Raw genomic sequence first — 16,821 nt, forward strand, 5'->3', positions numbered from 1 at the left:
TGGTGAGCCCGAAACGTCGTCGGAGCATACACAAGCAAGCGCTCGGACCAAACCGCTCCAGGTCATAAAAACCCATCGCCGGTTGAGCGCAAAACGTTGTCCCAGACAGCTTGAACGAGACGGCACGCGGGCTGTGGCGCATGACTAACCGGTCATCCGCACCCGAAGAATGTTTGCGCGCAGGTAGTTTTGTGTCGACCACCCGGCATTGGGATTTGCCCGTCTCCCCCCGGCACCCTAGAATGCGCCGATGCGCGATGATCTCTCCCTTTTGCTGAACTCCCTCAACGATGCCCAACGCCAGGCCGTAGCGGCCCCCGTTGGCCGTCAGTTGGTCCTGGCCGGTGCTGGCTCCGGTAAAACCCGAGTGCTGGTGCACCGTATCGCCTGGTTGATCCAGGTCGAGAACGCTTCTCCCCATTCCATCCTGTCGGTGACGTTCACCAACAAGGCGGCTGCCGAGATGCGCCATCGCATCGAGCAGTTGATGGGCATCAGCCCGGCCGGCATGTGGGTGGGCACCTTCCACGGCCTGGCGCACCGCCTGTTGCGGGCGCATTGGCAGGAAGCGGGGCTGAGCCAGACGTTCCAGATCCTCGACAGTGACGACCAGCAACGCCTGGTCAAGCGGGTAATCCGCGAGCTGGGCCTCGATGAACAGCGTTGGCCGGCCCGCCAGGCCCAGTGGTTTATCAACGGCCAGAAAGACGAAGGCCTGCGCCCGCAACATATCCAGGCCAGCGGTGACTTGTTCCTGGCGACCATGCGCAGCATCTATGAAGCCTACGAGGCGGCCTGCGCGCGCGCCGGCGTGATCGACTTCTCCGAGCTGCTGCTGCGTGCCCTTGACCTATGGCGCGACAACCCCGGCTTGCTGGCCCATTACCAGAAACGCTTCCGGCACGTTCTGGTGGACGAGTTCCAAGACACCAACGCCGTGCAATACGCCTGGTTGCGCCTGCTGGCCAAGGGCGGCGACAGCCTGATGGTAGTGGGCGATGACGACCAGTCGATCTACGGCTGGCGCGGCGCGAAAATCGAGAACATCTACCAGTATTCCGAAGACTTCCCGGACGCGGTGACTATCCGCCTCGAGCAGAACTACCGCTCCACCGCCGGGATCCTGAAAGCCGCCAACGCTTTGATCGCCAACAACACCGGGCGCCTGGGCAAAGAGCTGTGGACCGACGGCGGCGAAGGCGAAGCGATCAACCTGTACGCTGCGTTCAACGAGCACGATGAAGCGCGCTACGTGGTGGAAACCATCGAAAGCGCGTTGAAAACCGGCCTGGCGCGCAGCGATATCGCCATTCTTTACCGCTCCAACGCCCAATCGCGGGTTTTGGAAGAAGCCTTGTTGCGCGAGCGCATCCCGTATCGCATCTATGGCGGCCAGCGCTTCTTCGAGCGCGCGGAAATCAAGAACGCCATGGCCTACCTGCGCTTGCTGGAAGGTCGCGGCAACGATGCGGCGCTGGAGCGGGTGATCAATATCCCGGCCCGTGGCATCGGTGAAAAAACCGTCGAGGCCATTCGCGAACACGCCCGCCATGCCGATGTGTCGATGTGGGAGGCCATGCGCCTGCTCATCGCCAATAAAGGCCTGACAGGCCGCGCAGCCGGCGCATTGGGCGTGTTTGTCGAGCTGATCGAGAACCTCGCGGCCAAATGCGCGGAAATGCCCCTGCACTTGATGACCCAGACCGTGATCGAACAGTCCGGGCTGATCGCCTACCACGAGGCGGAGAAAGGCGAGAAAGGCCAGGCCCGGGTAGAAAACCTCGAGGAACTGGTCAGCGCCGCCCGCGCCTTCGAAAACACCGAGGACGATGAAGAGCTGACCCCGCTCGCCGCTTTCCTTGGTCACGCATCGCTGGAAGCTGGCGATACCCAGGCCGACGAGCATGAAGACAGCATTCAGCTGATGACCTTGCACAGTGCCAAGGGCCTGGAATTCCCGTATGTGTTCCTGGTGGGCATGGAAGAAGGCCTGTTCCCCCACAAGATGAGCCTGGAAGAGCCCGGCCGCCTTGAGGAAGAACGCCGCCTGGCTTACGTGGGCATTACCAGGGCCATGCAGAACCTGGTGATGACCTATGCCGAGACCCGACGCCTGTACGGTAGCGAGACCTACAACAAGGTGTCGCGTTTCGTACGTGAAGTGCCAAAGGGGCTGATCCAGGAAGTGCGTCTGTCCAACAGCGTCAGTCGCCCGTTCGGCGGCGGCCAGCAGCAGAACTCCAGCACTATGTTTGCCGGCTCCGAGATCCCGGAAACCCCGTTCAGCCTGGGCCAGCAGGTCCGGCATGCGATCTTCGGCGAGGGCGTGATCCTCAATTTCGAAGGCGCTGGCGCCCAGGCGCGGGTGCAGGTCAACTTCGCCGAGGGCAGCAAGTGGCTGATGATGGGCTACGCGAAGCTTGAGGCGGTCTGAAGCCGATCGTTTGTGGCGAGGGAGCTTGCTCCCGCCGGCGTGCGCAGCGCGCCCGTTTTTGGGGCTGCTGCGCAGCCCAGCGGGAGCAAGCTCCCTCGCCACAATAAGCCCGCCTATGAAACACTGCGTAACATGAAGACTCATGGCTCGCCCTTGTTTTAGACGAGTATGGAGCCAATATCTGTAATAAGTCCTACAGACCATTCTGAATCGGTCCTACGTAAAAGCCCGAAACATTATGTCGCTAGCCACTGTCACGACACCTGTGCAACATGGCGCGCGTGCAATCCACAAATGGGAATTCCCTTTATGAAACGTTTTCTTAGCATCGCCATGGCGTTGTGCATCGGCTTGACGATGAGCCTCGACGCCAACGCCAAACGCTTCGGTGGCGGCAAAAGCATGGGCTCGGCACCGACCCACCAGACCAGCCAGATGGCTCCATCCGCCGGTGCCGGCGGTGCTGCGGCTACCGCAGGCGCGGCCGGTGCTGCGGGCGCTGCTGCCAAGGCCGGCGGTGCTTCGCGCTGGTTGGGCCCATTGGCCGGCATCGCCGCCGGTGGCCTGCTCGCCTCCATGTTCATGGGCGGCGGCTTCCAGGGCATGCAGATCTTCGACATCCTGATCCTGGCCGTTATTGCCTTTGTGATCTTCCGCTTTATCGCCGCCCGTCGCCGCAAGCAGCAGGAGCACCTGGCTCCGGCCGGCGCGCCGATGCAGCGTGAAGTGTTCGAGCAAAAACCGGCCATGGGTTCGATCTTCGGTGGTTCGGCAGCGCCTGCCGCCGCCCGTCCGGTGATCAACGCACCGGCCTGGTTCAACGAAGAGCGTTTCGTCGAAGCGGCCCGCAGCCACTTCCAGTCCCTGCAGCAGCACTGGGACGCCAACGAAATGGACAAGATCTCCGAGTTCGTGACCCCGCAACTGCTCGAGTTCCTCAAGCGCGAACGCGCCGACCTGGGTGACGCCTTCCAGTCGACCTATATCGACGACCTGCGCGTACAACTGGAAGGCGTGGATGATCGCGCCGACAAGACCATCGCCACCCTGACCTTCAGCGGTGTGTCGAAGACCTCGCGTTTCGACCAGGGCGAAGTGTTCAGCGAAAGCTGGAACATGGAACGCGCCCAGGGCGACAACCAGCCATGGCTGGTCGCCGGTATCCGCCAGAACGGCTGATACCTGCTCGTTTGAGCACGCGGTAACAAAAACCCCGGACATGTCCGGGGTTTTCTATTTCACGGTTGCACTTATAGCGAGCTACTGTATAAAACGCCCCTATAAACCGCGCCTACTAGCAAGAGGATCCCGGCCGTGGAAGAAATCATCGAACAACTGCGTGAAGCCAACGAACCGGTCCCGGTTCCTTTGGAGCTGCCTGACGAAGACCAACTGGTGGAAATCGAGGAACAACTGTTCATCGACATCCCGTTTGTGTTCCGCGAATTCCTGCTGACCGTCAGCGACGTGGTCTACGGCAGCCTTGAGCCGGTGACCGTCACCGACCCGCAATCCCACACTTATCTGCCGGATGTTGCCGCCAACGCCTGGGATGCCGGGGTTGATCGCAGCATGATCCCGATCTGCCAGGATGGCGACGATTACTACTGCGTCGAGGAAGACGGCACCGTGGTGCTGTGGTCCGCCGAGGAAGAACTGGTCCAGGAAGAAACCTGGGAGTCGGTGTGGCACTGGGCGCGGGACGTCTGGCTGGAAAGCTGATTCCCAAACCCCGCTAGTGCTCCGGCGTATCCTTGTGGTTATCCAGCGTCTCCAGCAAGGCCACCTGCATCCGCGTATGCACGCGGATGAACCAGCGCCAGAGCACCGCCGCCACCGCCGCCGTGACTACCGCGATCAGCACCAGCAACTTGTTGGTCGGCAGAATACTGGCCGACAAGGCTGCCAACAGCAGGAAGATCACCAGCAGTGACAGGATGGGGATTAACTCTGCAATCACCCGCCGCACCCGCTGGGTATGCCGGCCCGCCATTTCCGGCTTCACGCTCATCTCGGCCAGCAACATCGACAACGCCTTGAGCTTGCGATACGCCGCAATCAGGAACGGCAGCGACAAGAGCAACGCCCCGCCCCAGATCAATGCCTTCTGCCAGCTTTGATCGCTGATCCAGCCTTCCAGATACCCACCGATGCGCGCCGCGAAAAAGCTTCCTGCGAAAAAGATCGCAATCACCAGCGCCAGGTTCACCCCCACTTGCAGCACGATCTTGCGGATCATCGACGCCAGCATGGCGCCTTCGCCTTGAGGCTGAATACTGCGCAGCCATTCGCCATACATCCCGAATACCCGGCTCATGCGCTGGGGCATCAAGGCGGCAATTTTCAACGACAGCGGGTCGGCACCGCGGATCAGGTAGGGAGTGAGCAAGGTGGTGATCGCCGAAACCGCCACCGCCACCGGGTACAGGAAATCGCTGGTGACTTGCAGGGTCATCCCCAGCGCCGCAATGATGAAAGAGAACTCGCCGATCTGTGACAGCCCCATGCCCACCCGCAGCGAGGTGCGGCCATCGTTGCCAGCGATAAACGCGCCCAGCCCGCACGACAGCATCTTGCCCAACACCACCGCCACGGTGATCACCGCAATCGGCCAGGCGTACTGCAGCAAGATCTGCGGGTCGATCATCAACCCAATGGCCACGAAGAAAATCGCACTGAACATGTCGCGCACCGGCTCGATCAGGCGCTCGATTTTAATCAGCTGGCGTGACTCGGCCATAATCGCACCGATCAGGAAGGCCCCCAGCACCATGCTGTATTCGAGCTTGACCACCAGCAGGCAGAAGCCGAAACACAGGCCCAACACGGTGATCAGCAGCATCTCGTTGCTTTCGAATTTGGCGACGTAAGCCAGCAGGCGCGGCACCAGCAGAATGCCAATCACCAGCGCAACAATCATGAACAACGACAGCTTGCCCACGGTGGAAAACACCTCGCCAGAGCTGACCGTGCCACTGACGGCGATGCTCGACAGCAAGGCAATGATGCCGATGCCCAGGATGTCCTCCACGATCAGCACGCCGAATATCAGCTGGGCGAACCGCTGGTTCTTCATCTTCAGGTCATTCAGCGCCTTGACGATGATGGTGGTCGAGGAAATCGCCAGGATCGCGCCGAGAAACAACGAGTCCATGGTGTTCCAGTCGAACCATCGGCCGATTTCGTAGCCGATCCAGATCATCAGGATGATTTCCAGGAACGCCGCGATAAACGCCGTGGCGCCCACCTTGAACAGCTTGCGCAGGCTGAACTCCAGGCCCAGGCAGAACATCAGGAAGATCACCCCTAGTTCAGCCAGGGTCTTGATCGTGTCTTCATCGTGAATCAGGCCGAACGGCGGCGTGTGGGGGCCAATGATGAAGCCGGCAACGATGTAGCCCAGCACCACCGGCTGCTTGAGGCGATGAAACAGAATGGTGACAACCCCCGCCACCAACATGATCACGGCCAGATCCTGGATAAAGCTGATGGCGTGCATGGCGAAGGGCTCCTTGAAATGGCTGGCGCTTTCTCACTTTCCGCGTGTGCTACCGCTGAAAGAAAAGTCTGCCATGATCGTGAGAAATGCCCGGAGATGGGCTTTTGAAGGTTAACACCGCGACTTCCGCCGGAAAGCCGGTGCAATATATGGAAACAGATCGACCCGCGCGTGACGGCAAGCCGTCCACTGGCGTCCCGTTAGGGATGGCGCTGCAAAGACCCCAGCACCCGCAGAGGTGCCCTACCCAACCAATGCCTACAACCCGTGAGTGTGCTATGGAACCCGGAAACGCCCAGCTGTCGATGACGGTATTGATGACCCCTGACATGGCCAATTTCTCAGGCAATGTCCACGGCGGCACCCTGCTCAAGTACCTCGACGAAGTGGCGTACGCGTGCGCCAGCCGTTATGCCGGCCGTTACGTGGTCACGCTGTCGGTGGATCAGGTGATTTTCCGCGAGCCGATCCATGTCGGCGAGCTGGTGACCTTTCTCGCGTCGGTCAACTACACCGGCAACACCTCGATGGAAGTGGGCATCAAGGTGGTGACCGAGAACATCCGTGAACGCTCGGTGCGTCATACCAACAGTTGCTTTTTCACCATGGTGGCGGTGGACGACCAGCGCAAACCGGCCGCCGTGCCGCCCTTGCAGCCGCACAACAGCGAAGACAAACGCCGCTTCGTGCAAGCCCAGCAGCGTCGGCAGATTCGCCAGGAATTGGAAAAGCGCTATCAGGAAATCAAGGCCGACGCGCCTTAAATTCCAAGCTGCAAACCGGATCAAATGTGGGAGGGGGCTTGCTCCCGATAGCGGTGGATCAGTCTCGAACATGCTGACTGACACACCGCCATCGGGAGCAAGCCCCCTCCCACATTGGTTCTGTGTGCTTACAGGCTGATCGGCGTGGCCTCGAACCGTACGCGGGGATGGGCAATGCGATCCTGCGCCCGCACCAGTTCCAGTTCATAACTGGCGCAGGCCTGGGTCTCCAGCAGCACCTCGTGCACCGCTGCGGCGGTGAATTCGAAGGCCGCCACCAGGCTATCCCCCAGCAGCACCCGCGCCAGGAACAACCCTGACGTCAGGTCGCCCACACCCACCGGCTGGCGCGGGAATGCCAGCAGTGGCCGACGCAAGTGCCAACTGCCATCGGCCGTCACCAGCAGCATCTCGAAGCCGTCCGCCAGCTTGCCGGGGTAATCCAGATGCTTGACCAGCACCGCCTTCGGCCCCCGCGCCAGCAAGGCTTTGGCCATCGCCAGGCAATCGAACAGCGATTGCGGCTTGCGCCCGGCAAAGCTGTCCAGCTCCAGTTGGTTGGGGCAAAGGAAGTCCGCCATGGCCGCCGCCTCGTTCAGCAGGAAATCACTGACTTCCTGCGGCACGATGCAGCCTTTTTCAGGATGGCCCATCACCGGGTCGCACAGGTACATTACCTTGGGATTGAGCGCCTTGATGCGCGCCACGCCGGTAAGAATCGCACGCCCCTGATCCGCACTGCCGAGGTAGCCGGACAGCACTGCATCGCAGTTACCCAGCTCGCCGATGGCTGCGATACCTTCCACCAATGCCGGAATCTGCTGCGGCGCCAGCACTTCACCTGCCCAGTGACCATACTGTGTGTGGTTGGAGAACTGCACTGTGTTGAGCGGCCATACATTCACCCCGACCCGCTGCATGGGGAACACGGCGGCGCTGTTTCCGGCGTGGCCGAAAACCACATGAGACTGGATCGCAAGCAGATGGGGTGTGCGTTTCATGCAGGAGATGTCCATAAAGCCGTTGAAATTCTGGCCGCGCAGTATGCGACTAAACGCAGCCTGTACGACAGACCGGCGACACAGTTAAGCTGCGCTCACTTTGTTGGAGTTCATGGAATGCTGACCCTGGGAAACATGTTTGTGTTGATGCTGCTGGCGACCGGCGCCGCTTGGGTCTGGCACAACCATGGCCTGCGCGAGCGCGCGTTGGAGCGGGTCAAGCAGCACTGCGCCAAGCTCGATATCGAACTGCTCGACGGCGCGGTGGCACTCAAACGCATCGGTTTCGTGAAGGATGCCAAGGGTCGGCGCCGGTTGGCACGGGTCTACAATTTCGAGTTCACCGTGACAGGCGAGGCTCGCCACAGCGGCACCATTACCCAATTTGGCGCCCACAGCGCGCAGATTGAATTGGCGCCCTACCCGTTCGAAGCCAAGGAGCCGCTGCCCAGCGCCAACGTCATCGAGCTGAGCCAGTGGCGCCAGGACCACGCGACCAAGAACCGTCAGTAACGGCAGGCAGCCAGAGCGGCCTGCAATGCCGCCACGTTCTGTGGTGCGCTGAAGATCAATTCGATACGTGAATCGCGGCGCCATTCGCTGGGTTGCCAGGCGAGTGAACTGTTATCCACAGCATTGGCGGACATCCACGCGTCACGGCTGTGGATAACCAGTTTGGCGCGACGCCATTGCAGACCCGTCAGCCATTGGCTCACTCGTTCCAGGTCAAATCCCTGGCTCGGATGCCAGCGCCAGCCAATGCTCCAGCCACCTTCCTGGGCCTGGCTCAAGCAGATCGGCAACGTGGGGTCGCTCCAGATCGCCGGCATTTGCGCCAAGCCTTTAGGCACCGCGAAGTTATCCACAACCCCGCCAGCCTTGGCTTTCAAGCCAGGCAATTGTTCCAGAGGCAACTGAGCCTGGCGCGTCCAATAGAGCGCGCTGCCAGGTAACCACTGCTCAATAGCCTGGCGTTGCGCAGCGTCCAGCGCCTCATCCTTGTTCAACACCAGCAAGCCGGCACCGCCCAGCGCCGCCTGCTGCGCTTGCGGCAAGGGTTTGCCCGCCGCCAGGGCCTGGGCGTCCAGCACCAGCACCCAGGGCTGAACCGCCAGCACGCCTTGCCATGGCGCTTCGCCTAACTGTTTGAGCAACTGCGCCGGATGGCCCAGGCCCGACGGCTCGATAAACAGCCGATCCGGCTTGGCCTTACGCAATAACCGACCCAGGCCTACCTGGAACGGCGCGCCATTCACACAACACAGGCAGCCACCCGCCACTTCGCCCAAGGCAATGCCATCTTCGGCTTGAGTGAGCAAGGCCGCGTCCAGGCCGATCTGCCCGAACTCGTTGATCAGCACCGCCCAGCGCTCGTTGGCCGGGCGTTGGGCAAGCAGGTGTTTGATCAGGCTCGTCTTGCCGGCGCCCAAGGGCCCCGCAATCACATGGGTGGGAATGTTCTGCAGCATGGGTTGGCATCATTCAGACCGTGTAGAGCGTTTGATCCTACGCGTTTATGCAAGCCAATCCAGCGTGAGGATCAAGCGACGCTCATTGGCTTTCAGTGCAGGTGAGCGGTGAATGAGACCATGGTTTTCATTGCATGCCATTTGGTGCCCTTGAGCAGAGCCACCTCGCCACAGAGGATTTGCTCAATGCGCTCGGTGGGCTCTGCGTCGGGCTGGCTTAATCGCCGGCGGTCCATGACGCCTTCGCGCAGCCATTGGCTGCCGACGCCAGCGTAGGTGGTGATCAGCCGCACAGGCACATGATCGACGTGAAAACGCGGGCACATGGCCCTGTCCAGCAGGCGCAGACGCACGCCGATGCGCCTGGCGCCCAGCAGGCAGGCGAATGCGCTGACCAGCCAGGACACGTCGGCGATAAAACCGTCATAGCCTTCAAGATCGCGGCAACGGGGCGCCAGCCCCTGCAGGTTCGGCGCGCTGTCTTCGCGGTCCAACTCGATGACCAGTGCTTCGGCCAGCGGCTCATCGAGCCCCACGATCAACGCGCCGAATTCGGCGATGTGCAACGGCAGTTGACGCTGCCACAGCGCCAGGTTCACGCCGTCTTCCAGGATGTCAGACAGCGCCAGCGGGGTTTGCCCGCGGGTTTGGCGAACCACCGGGCGCAGGGGAGTAAGCGGGGCCAACATCAGGCGGCGGCCTCTTCATACCAAGGGCCAAAGGGATCGGCCAACTGGCGCCAAGCTTCGACGCCCAGGGCCATTTCTTCATCCGTGAGCAAGCATTGGTCCAGCTCGGCGCGCATCTGCGCAAAGTCGATGTTCTGGCCGATAAACACCAGCTCCTGGCGGCAATCACCGCTGCTCGGTTGCCAGTTGTCCATGATCGCCACGACACTTTCTTGGTCTTGCGGCCACTGGCTTTTCGGCACGAAACGCCACCAGCGCCCGGCAAAGCCATGGCGCATCAAGCCACCGGCCTGGGACCAACTGCCGGCGTCCTGGGGTTTGCTGGCCAGCCAGAAGAAGCCTTTGGAACGCAGCAGTTTGCCATTTACCCAAGGACGATCGATAAAGTCGAAAAACCGCTGCGGATGAAACGGGCGACGCGCACGGTAAGCGGTGGACGCAATGCCGTACTCGTCGGTTTCCGGCACGTGTTCACCGCGCAACTCCTGTAACCAGCCCGGTGCCAGGGCAGCCCGGTCGAAATCAAAGCGGCCGGTGTTGAGGATTTTGTTCAGCGGCACTTGCCCCATGACCATCGCAATGATCTGCGCCTGGCCGTTGAGGCGCTCAAGAATGGCCATCAGTTCTTCGCGCTCGCGGCTGCTGATCAGGTCGATCTTGCTGACCAGTATCACGTCGGCGAATTCGATCTGTTCGATCAGCAGGTCAGTGATCGAGCGCTCGTCCTCCTCGCCCAAGGTTTCCCCGCGTGAGGCCAAGCTTTCTGCGGCCTGGTAGTCGAGCAGGAAATTTACCCCGTCGACCACTGTGACCATGGTGTCCAGGCGTGCGACATCCGCCAGGCTCTGCTGGTTTTCATCACGAAACGTGAAGGTTTCGGCCACAGGCATGGGTTCGGAGATGCCGGTGGATTCGATCAGCAAGTAATCGAACCGACCTTCCCTGGCGAGCTTGCCGACTTCTTCGAGCAAGTCCTCGCGCAGGGTGCAGCAGATGCAGCCGTTGCTCATCTCCACCAGTTTTTCTTCGGCGCGATTGAGCGTAACGTCGCGCTGCACCTCACTGCCGTCGATGTTGATTTCGCTCATGTCGTTGACGATCACCGCCACCCGCAGGTTTTCGCGGTTGCGCAGTACATAATTGAGCAGCGTGCTTTTGCCGGCGCCGAGAAAGCCGGACAACACGGTGACGGGTAGACGGTTGGGCATCGGATCGCTCTCATCAGGCTGCCCGGTCGAGCCAGGCTTTGTTTTTATGTTATAGTATAACAATGCAAATAAGCCAACCCTCCTTACTCTTCGCGATTTGCGCCCTGTTATCAGCAGTGGCAGGACCTGCCTGTGCCCAACCCCCAAACCCGGTGGCTCACTGCACGCGCAGCGCCAACCTGCTGGCCTGTGTCGACCCGCTGGGCAATGCCTACAGTGTGGCGACCGTTGGCAGCACCACGTATCTGCGCGGGTTCGAAGTGATCGGCAAACGCTACTGGGCACAAACCAACAGCCGCTATGGGCAGCTGACGTTCTTTACCGGATTGGCATCGGACGGTGAGGCGTGGGTTGGCTACACGCGGCGCGTGGGCTGGACCACCCTTAACCGGTTCTCCAGTTCGGGCGGCGCCAGCGCCAGGTTCACCTGCAGCCGAATGACCGGCTGTTAGACCTGGCCCTTCTTCTGTTCCTGCACCCATGCCATATAGCTGTTCATCGGCGGGTTCTTTTCGAAGTATTTCTTCAGCCCGTCGAACAGACCGTCTGCCACCGCCTGCTGATGGCGCGCAGTCACCAGCCGCTGGGCGTCCTGGGTGTTGGAGATAAACCCGGTCTCGACCAGGATCGACGGCACGTCCGGTGATTTGAGCACCGCGAACCCGGCCTGCTCCACGCGTTTCTGATGCAGGCTGGTGATGTTTTGCAGGCTGCCCAACACCGCGCTGCCCAGTTGCAGGCTGGAGGCGATGGTGGCGTTCATCGACATGTCGAGAATCACGCCCGCGAGCATTGGGTCCTTGTCCTTCAGGTTGAGTAACGTCGTGGCGCCCAGCAGGTCTGCGCCGTTTTCGCGCTGCGCCATGAAACGCGCGGTTGCCGAGGTAGCACCGCCCTCGGACAACGCATACACCGAGGCCCCCGATGCGGTGAGCCTGGGTGCCGCGTCGGCATGCACTGAGATGAACATATCGGCCTTGTGCTGGCGGGCGATGTCCACGCGCTTGCGTAAAGGCACGAAAAAATCATCGTTGCGCACCAGCTTCACATCGAAACCCTTTTCGCGTTTCAAGCGTTTAGCCAGCAACTGGGCAATCGACAACACCACGTCTTTTTCCCGCTGGCCTTTGGAGCCTATGGCGCCGGGGTCTTTGCCGCCATGGCCAGGGTCGACCACCACAATGATGTCGCGCCGGGGATGAGCTTTATCCACCGGCGCGATCAATGGCGCAGGCGCGGCCGCGATTTGACGAGGCGCCGAGGTAGCGCGCGTCAGGTCGAGCACCAGGCGATGGCCCTGACCCTCCTGAGGCGGCAACAGGAAACTGTTGAGCTGCATCGGTGCGGCCAGGTCCAGCACGATGCGGGTGTCGTCCTTGCCGAAATGCCCGGAGCGAATCGAAGTAATTCCGCTGTTCTTCAGCATCAACTGGGAAAAGTCACCACTGAGCCCGGCGCCGCTCAGGTCAATGATCACGCGATCCGGCGCGGCCAGGAAAAACGTCTTGTATTGCACCGGGCCGCTGAGGTCGAACACCAGCCGCAGCTTATCCTCCGAACGCCACAGACGCGCATTGCGGATTTGCGTGGCGCAGGCCCCCAGCGGCAAGGCGAATAAGGGGCTGACCAGCAGCAGGTTGAGGAGCTGACGTCTGTGCATGACCAATACCGCAAATAAAGGAGCGTCCCTGCTCGACGTGACTGAAGAAAGGCTGGGGCAGAAATTTCATCGTCGAAGCGATTGTTATACTATAACATGTCGAATTATTTCCAACGATGGACCTGCTTATGAATGCGCTGACTCTGCCGGATATCGCTGCGCAGGCTTCACGCCAAGCCTTGCCACTCGACTGGGTCGGCATGTGCGGCATCGCCTTGCCGGTTCTGCTCGAGGGCCAACGTCTACCTGCCACCGCCGATGCAGGGGTAAGCCTGGACGATGGCTTGGCCCGTGGCATTCATATGTCACGCCTGTACCTGGCGCTGCAGGCGTTCGACAAGCAACCGCTTACGCCTGCACTTCTGCGTAATGTACTGCAGCGCTTTCTCGACACACATGAAGATTTATCTAACAACGCCTACCTGCGGATCCACACCCATTTACTGTTGAAACGCCCTGCCCTGGTCAGCCCACTGGACGGTTGGAAGCGCTACCCGGTAAGCATCGAGGCACGTCTGGAAAACCAGATGTTCCACGTGGAACTAAAAATTGACGTTGCTTATTCCTCGACCTGCCCTTGCTCCGCTGCCCTTGCCAGGCAATTGATTCAGCAGCAATTTCTCGAAGATTTCGCCAACACGCCATTGCGGCATGCAGACTTGTTGACCTGGCTCGGCAGCACCAATGGCATCGTCGCTACGCCCCACAGCCAGCGCAGCAGCGCACAGCTGCATGTGCACCTGCAAGGCGACCAATTGGCCATCGCCGATTTGATCAACGTTGCCGAAGCCGCGCTCGGCACCGCTGTGCAAACCGCAGTGAAGCGTGCCGACGAACAAGCCTTCGCGCTGGCCAACGGGCAGAACCTGATGTTCTGCGAAGACGCCGCCCGCCGCCTGAACCTCGCCTTGAAACGCTCGGATGCGGTCAAAGCCTTCCACCTCAAAGTGATCCACGCTGAAAGCCTGCACGCGCACGATGCCGTGGCTGAAAGCCGCTGGACGAGACCCTCCCCATGATCACCTGCAACGCTTTGCGCTGGGGCGCCCCGGGCCAACCGCTGACCCCCGCCGTGGATTTCACCCTGGAAAAAGGCAGCCTCACCGGCGTCATCGGCCCCAATGGCTGTGGCAAAAGCAGCCTGCTCAAAGTCATCGCCGGCCTGCAAAAGCCGTTGGTGGGGACCGTCAGCGTGGCTGTTCCACGCCGTGGCGGCCTGGCGTTCCTGCCTCAGCAGCAACACCTGGACCGACAGTTCCCCATCAGCCTGCAAGAACTGGTTGCCGCCGGATTCTGGGGCACTCGGCTCACGCCAGCGCAACGCAGTGAGCGCCTGCAAACCGTGCTGGAAGACTGGTGCCTCAGCGGGCTGGAGCAACGCCCATTGATGGCGCTGTCTGGCGGCCAGCTGCAACGCGCCCTGCTCGCCCGCATGAGCCTGGCCGACGCACCGGTCCTGCTGCTCGACGAGCCGCACGCGGCCCTCGACGAAGAAGGCCAGGCGCTGTGCTGGAAACACATTCACGCCTGGCACGAAGCGGGCCGCACGCTGATGGTCGTCTGCCATGACCTGGCCTCGGTGCGCCATCACACCCCGCATGTGCTGCACATCAAAAGCACCGGCTGCGCGCTGGGCCCAAGCAAAGAGCTGATCCGCCCACAACCGCAATTGCAGGTGGCCTGATGCACTTTGCTGCTCACTTGTGGATGCCCTTTGTCGACTTCGTCTTCATGCGCCGCGCGCTGATCGGCGGCCTGGTACTCGCCTGCAGCACGGCGCCGCTGGGCGTGTTTCTGATCCTGCGGCGCATGAGCCTGATCGGTGACGCCGTGGCCCACGGCATTCTGCCCGGTGCCGCCCTGGGCTTCTGGTTCGCCGGGTTGAGCCTGCCGGCACTGACTATCGGTGGCCTCGGTGCGGGCCTGAGCATGGCCGGGCTATCCGCCTGGATCACCCGCCGCACCGGCCTGCGTGAGGACGCCAGCCTTGCCGCCATCTACCCCATCTCCCTCGCTGCCGGCGTGCTGATCCTGGGCATCGCCGGCAAGCGCCTGGACCTTTTGCACCTGCTGTTCGGCTCGGCCCTGGCCGTGGATGAAACCACCCTCACCGGCATGCTCTGGGTCTGCGGCTTGAGCCTGATCGCCATGGCGCTGATCTACAAACCGCTGCTGCTCGATACGCTCGACCCGCTGTTTCTGCAAACCGTCAGCCGCCTCGGCCCGCTCGCCCATGGGCTGTTCCTGACCCTGGTGGTGCTGAACCTGGTCATCGGTTTCCAGGCCATCGGCGCCTTGATGGTGGTGGGGTTGATGATGTTGCCGGCCATCGCTTCGCGCTTCTGGAGCCGGCGCCTGCCGGTGCTGATCGCAGTATCGGCGGTGCTGGGATGCCTGTCGGTGTGGCTGGGTTTGTTGCTGTCGTTCTACTACTCACTGCCCAGCGGCCCGGCCATCGTGCTGGTGGCGGGAGCCGGGTATGCGTTGTCCGTGGTTTTCGGTCCGGTGCACGGCTTGCTGCGCCGCCCGCCCTTGCTTACATCCCAATGAGGTGTTTTCCGATGCGCGCTCTACTCGTGCTGTTCAGTTTGCTGCTGCCCCTCTCGATGGCCCAGGCCGCCGATAAACTCCAAGTGGTCACCAGCTTCAGTATTCTCGATGACATCACCCACCAGATCGGTGGCGATCATATCCAGATCAGCAACATGGTCGGCCCGGACGCCGACGCCCACACCTACGAACCCACGCCGGACGACGCCAAGGCGTTGCTCAAGGCGAAACTCATCATCAAGAACGGCCTCGGCTTCGAGCCCTGGTTGGACCGACTGGTGAGCAGCACCGAGACCAAGGCCACGGTGGTCACCGCCAGCAAAGGTGTGATCTCCCACACCATGGATGAGGACGGCGAGACAATCCCGGACCCACACGCCTGGCACAACCTGGCCAACGCCGAGATTTACGTCAACAACATCACCAAGGCCTTGGTGACCGCCGACCCGGCCAACCAGGCAGACTACCTGCGCAACAGCCAGGCCTACCTGAAAGAAATCCACCGCGTGTTGGCCGAAGCCAAGGCCAAGTTCGGCGCACTGCCGTCGGGTAACCGCCGTATCGTGACCTCCCATGACGCCTTCGGTTACCTGGGCCAGGCCTATGGCATCCAGTTCCTCGCGCCACAAGGTTTGTCCACCGAGCGCGAACCGTCAGCCGCCGAAGTGGCCGCGCTGATCACCCAGATTCGCCAGGACAAGGTCAAGGCCGTGTTCATGGAGAACATCAAGGACTCACGCCTGCTCAAGCAAATTGCCGATGAAAGCGGTGCGCAGATCGGCGGCACGCTGTACTCCGACGCCCTCGCCACCGAAGGCCCCGCGAGCACGTTTATCGGGCTGTTCGAATACAACCTCAATACCTTGTGCGCGGCGCTGAGCACACCATGATTCGCAATGCCTGATGGTTCTGCGTCAAGCGCGAGGTTTGACGGTACCGCAATCGTTGCCCAGCCATTGCGCGTGAGTGTCCAGGCTGCCCTTTTGCTGGATGCCGGTGGCATTGAAGGTGCCGTTGACGGTGGTGGTGAATTCTTTCTGGCTCTGGAAAGTCGCCACGCCTACGCCTTGGGCTTTCGGGCAACTGAAGCGGAATTTCCATTGGTTGCCGGTCTTGTCGGTGACTTGCTGTTTGCAACCTGATTGCGGGTCTGTCAGGGGGATGGAATCGGACGCGACCTGAGCCGGCGTCAGGCACACCTGCACGCCTTTACCGGCCATGGTGATGCCCTGTTTTTCCAGCATGGCGCGCTGTTCGGGGGTCATCTGTTGCTTGAGTTGACCGAGAATCAGGGACAGGTCCGGCAGGTCCTGGTTGTCGACTTTCATATTGCTGGTGGTCAATTCCCACAAGCCCGGCGCCAACATCTGTGCCTGTGCTGCCACCGGCAGCGACAAACCAACAACCATGGATAAACAGAGCAGACGAGCATTCATCGGGTAACTCCTGGGCAATTGTGGGCGTTAGACGTCGCAAAGGTGCCAGTGTTGCACGGCAAATAAAATAGCGACATTCACCGTGGAACATGGTCTGTTACGCACTGGACT

The 16,821-nt window shown here is 61.2% G+C and carries 16 protein-coding genes and 1 pseudogene; 10 read left to right on the plus strand and 7 right to left on the minus strand.

The features are described from left to right. Nucleotides 1-250 precede the first annotated feature (250 nt). The 3 genes from uvrD to C4J93_RS26760 all read left to right on the plus strand — a co-directional run bounded on the left by uvrD (nt 251) and on the right by C4J93_RS26760 (nt 4,156). Nucleotides 251-2,434: a DNA helicase II gene (uvrD, locus tag C4J93_RS26750; RefSeq protein WP_124430802.1), complete on the plus strand. Its 2,184-nt coding sequence runs from the start codon at nt 251-253 to the stop codon at nt 2,432-2,434. A 309-nt stretch (nt 2,435-2,743) separates the two neighbouring features. Next, nucleotides 2,744-3,613 carry a Tim44 domain-containing protein gene (locus tag C4J93_RS26755; RefSeq protein WP_124365039.1) on the plus strand — a complete coding sequence of 290 codons (870 nt, stop codon included), beginning with the start codon at nt 2,744-2,746 and terminating at the stop codon, nt 3,611-3,613. A 135-nt stretch (nt 3,614-3,748) separates the two neighbouring features. After that, the gene (locus C4J93_RS26760) at nt 3,749-4,156 is read left to right on the plus strand and encodes an SMI1/KNR4 family protein (protein ID WP_078735291.1); all 408 of its coding nucleotides are present in this window, start codon (nt 3,749-3,751) and stop codon (nt 4,154-4,156) included. A gap of 13 nt (nt 4,157-4,169) precedes the next feature. On the opposite strand, the gene C4J93_RS26765 is transcribed toward C4J93_RS26760, so the two are convergent. Next, nucleotides 4,170-5,933, minus strand: a complete 1,764-nt coding sequence (locus C4J93_RS26765) for a cation:proton antiporter (protein ID WP_124430803.1) — start codon at nt 5,931-5,933, stop codon at nt 4,170-4,172. A gap of 278 nt (nt 5,934-6,211) precedes the next feature. Between C4J93_RS26765 and C4J93_RS26770 the strand changes: the two genes are divergently transcribed. Beyond that, entirely contained in the window at nt 6,212-6,697 is a 486-nt protein-coding gene (locus tag C4J93_RS26770) for an acyl-CoA thioesterase (protein WP_034110411.1), read from the plus strand. Between the two features lie 128 nt (nt 6,698-6,825). Here the strand turns inward: C4J93_RS26770 and pdxY are convergent, their stop codons facing one another. After that, complete coding sequence (pdxY, locus tag C4J93_RS26775; RefSeq protein ID WP_124430804.1) at nt 6,826-7,698, minus strand: pyridoxal kinase PdxY; 873 nt, start codon at nt 7,696-7,698, stop codon at nt 6,826-6,828. Between the two features lie 117 nt (nt 7,699-7,815). Between pdxY and C4J93_RS26780 the strand changes: the two genes are divergently transcribed. Beyond that, nucleotides 7,816-8,211 (plus strand): DUF3301 domain-containing protein, encoded by a 396-nt coding sequence (locus tag C4J93_RS26780; RefSeq protein ID WP_124365041.1) that lies wholly within the window; start codon nt 7,816-7,818, stop codon nt 8,209-8,211. On the opposite strand, the gene C4J93_RS26785 is transcribed toward C4J93_RS26780, so the two are convergent. The 3 genes and pseudogenes from C4J93_RS26785 to zigA form a co-directional block, all read right to left on the minus strand. Beyond that, on the minus strand, nt 8,205-9,167 hold the full coding sequence (locus C4J93_RS26785) for a GTP-binding protein (protein ID WP_124430805.1): 963 nt from the start codon (nt 9,165-9,167) through the stop codon (nt 8,205-8,207). The two genes, C4J93_RS26780 and C4J93_RS26785, sit on opposite strands and share 7 nt — an antisense overlap. Before the next feature lie 45 nt (nt 9,168-9,212). Then, a pseudogene (locus C4J93_RS26790) lies at nt 9,213-9,856 on the minus strand (DUF1826 domain-containing protein). Further along, on the minus strand, nt 9,856-11,064 hold the full coding sequence (zigA, locus tag C4J93_RS26795) for a zinc metallochaperone GTPase ZigA (protein ID WP_124430806.1): 1,209 nt from the start codon (nt 11,062-11,064) through the stop codon (nt 9,856-9,858). The pseudogene C4J93_RS26790 and the gene zigA overlap by 1 nt, the downstream one beginning before the upstream one ends. A 62-nt stretch (nt 11,065-11,126) precedes the next feature. On the opposite strand from zigA, the gene C4J93_RS26800 reads away from it, so the two are divergent. Then, entirely contained in the window at nt 11,127-11,516 is a 390-nt protein-coding gene (locus C4J93_RS26800) for a glutamine synthetase (protein ID WP_124372336.1), read from the plus strand. On the opposite strand, the gene C4J93_RS26805 is transcribed toward C4J93_RS26800, so the two are convergent. Next, nucleotides 11,513-12,724 carry an N-acetylmuramoyl-L-alanine amidase gene (locus C4J93_RS26805; protein WP_124372337.1) on the minus strand — a complete coding sequence of 404 codons (1,212 nt, stop codon included), beginning with the start codon at nt 12,722-12,724 and terminating at the stop codon, nt 11,513-11,515. The two genes, C4J93_RS26800 and C4J93_RS26805, sit on opposite strands and share 4 nt — an antisense overlap. 128 nt (nt 12,725-12,852) lie before the next feature. Between C4J93_RS26805 and folE2 the strand changes: the two genes are divergently transcribed. From folE2 to C4J93_RS26825, 4 genes are read left to right on the plus strand one after another with little or no spacing between them, the layout of a single operon-like run. After that, nucleotides 12,853-13,743 carry a GTP cyclohydrolase FolE2 gene (gene folE2 / locus C4J93_RS26810; protein WP_124430807.1) on the plus strand — a complete coding sequence of 297 codons (891 nt, stop codon included), beginning with the start codon at nt 12,853-12,855 and terminating at the stop codon, nt 13,741-13,743. Further along, a complete protein-coding gene (locus tag C4J93_RS26815) occupies nt 13,740-14,408 on the plus strand; it encodes a metal ABC transporter ATP-binding protein (protein ID WP_124430808.1) in 669 nt (222 codons plus the stop codon). The genes folE2 and C4J93_RS26815 overlap by 4 nt, the downstream gene beginning before the upstream one ends. Further along, nucleotides 14,408-15,274 carry a metal ABC transporter permease gene (locus C4J93_RS26820; protein WP_124365049.1) on the plus strand — a complete coding sequence of 289 codons (867 nt, stop codon included), beginning with the start codon at nt 14,408-14,410 and terminating at the stop codon, nt 15,272-15,274. The genes C4J93_RS26815 and C4J93_RS26820 overlap by 1 nt, the downstream gene beginning before the upstream one ends. An 11-nt stretch (nt 15,275-15,285) precedes the next feature. Continuing rightward, entirely contained in the window at nt 15,286-16,164 is an 879-nt protein-coding gene (locus C4J93_RS26825; RefSeq protein ID WP_124430809.1) for a metal ABC transporter substrate-binding protein, read from the plus strand. Between the two features lie 24 nt (nt 16,165-16,188). On the opposite strand, the gene C4J93_RS26830 is transcribed toward C4J93_RS26825, so the two are convergent. Beyond that, nucleotides 16,189-16,710 (minus strand): DUF3617 domain-containing protein, encoded by a 522-nt coding sequence (locus C4J93_RS26830; RefSeq protein ID WP_065933659.1) that lies wholly within the window; start codon nt 16,708-16,710, stop codon nt 16,189-16,191. Nucleotides 16,711-16,821: the final 111 nt, after the last annotated feature.

It is taken from the genome of Pseudomonas sp. R2-37-08W, assembly GCF_003851705.1.
Lineage (GTDB): Bacteria > Pseudomonadota > Gammaproteobacteria > Pseudomonadales > Pseudomonadaceae > Aquipseudomonas.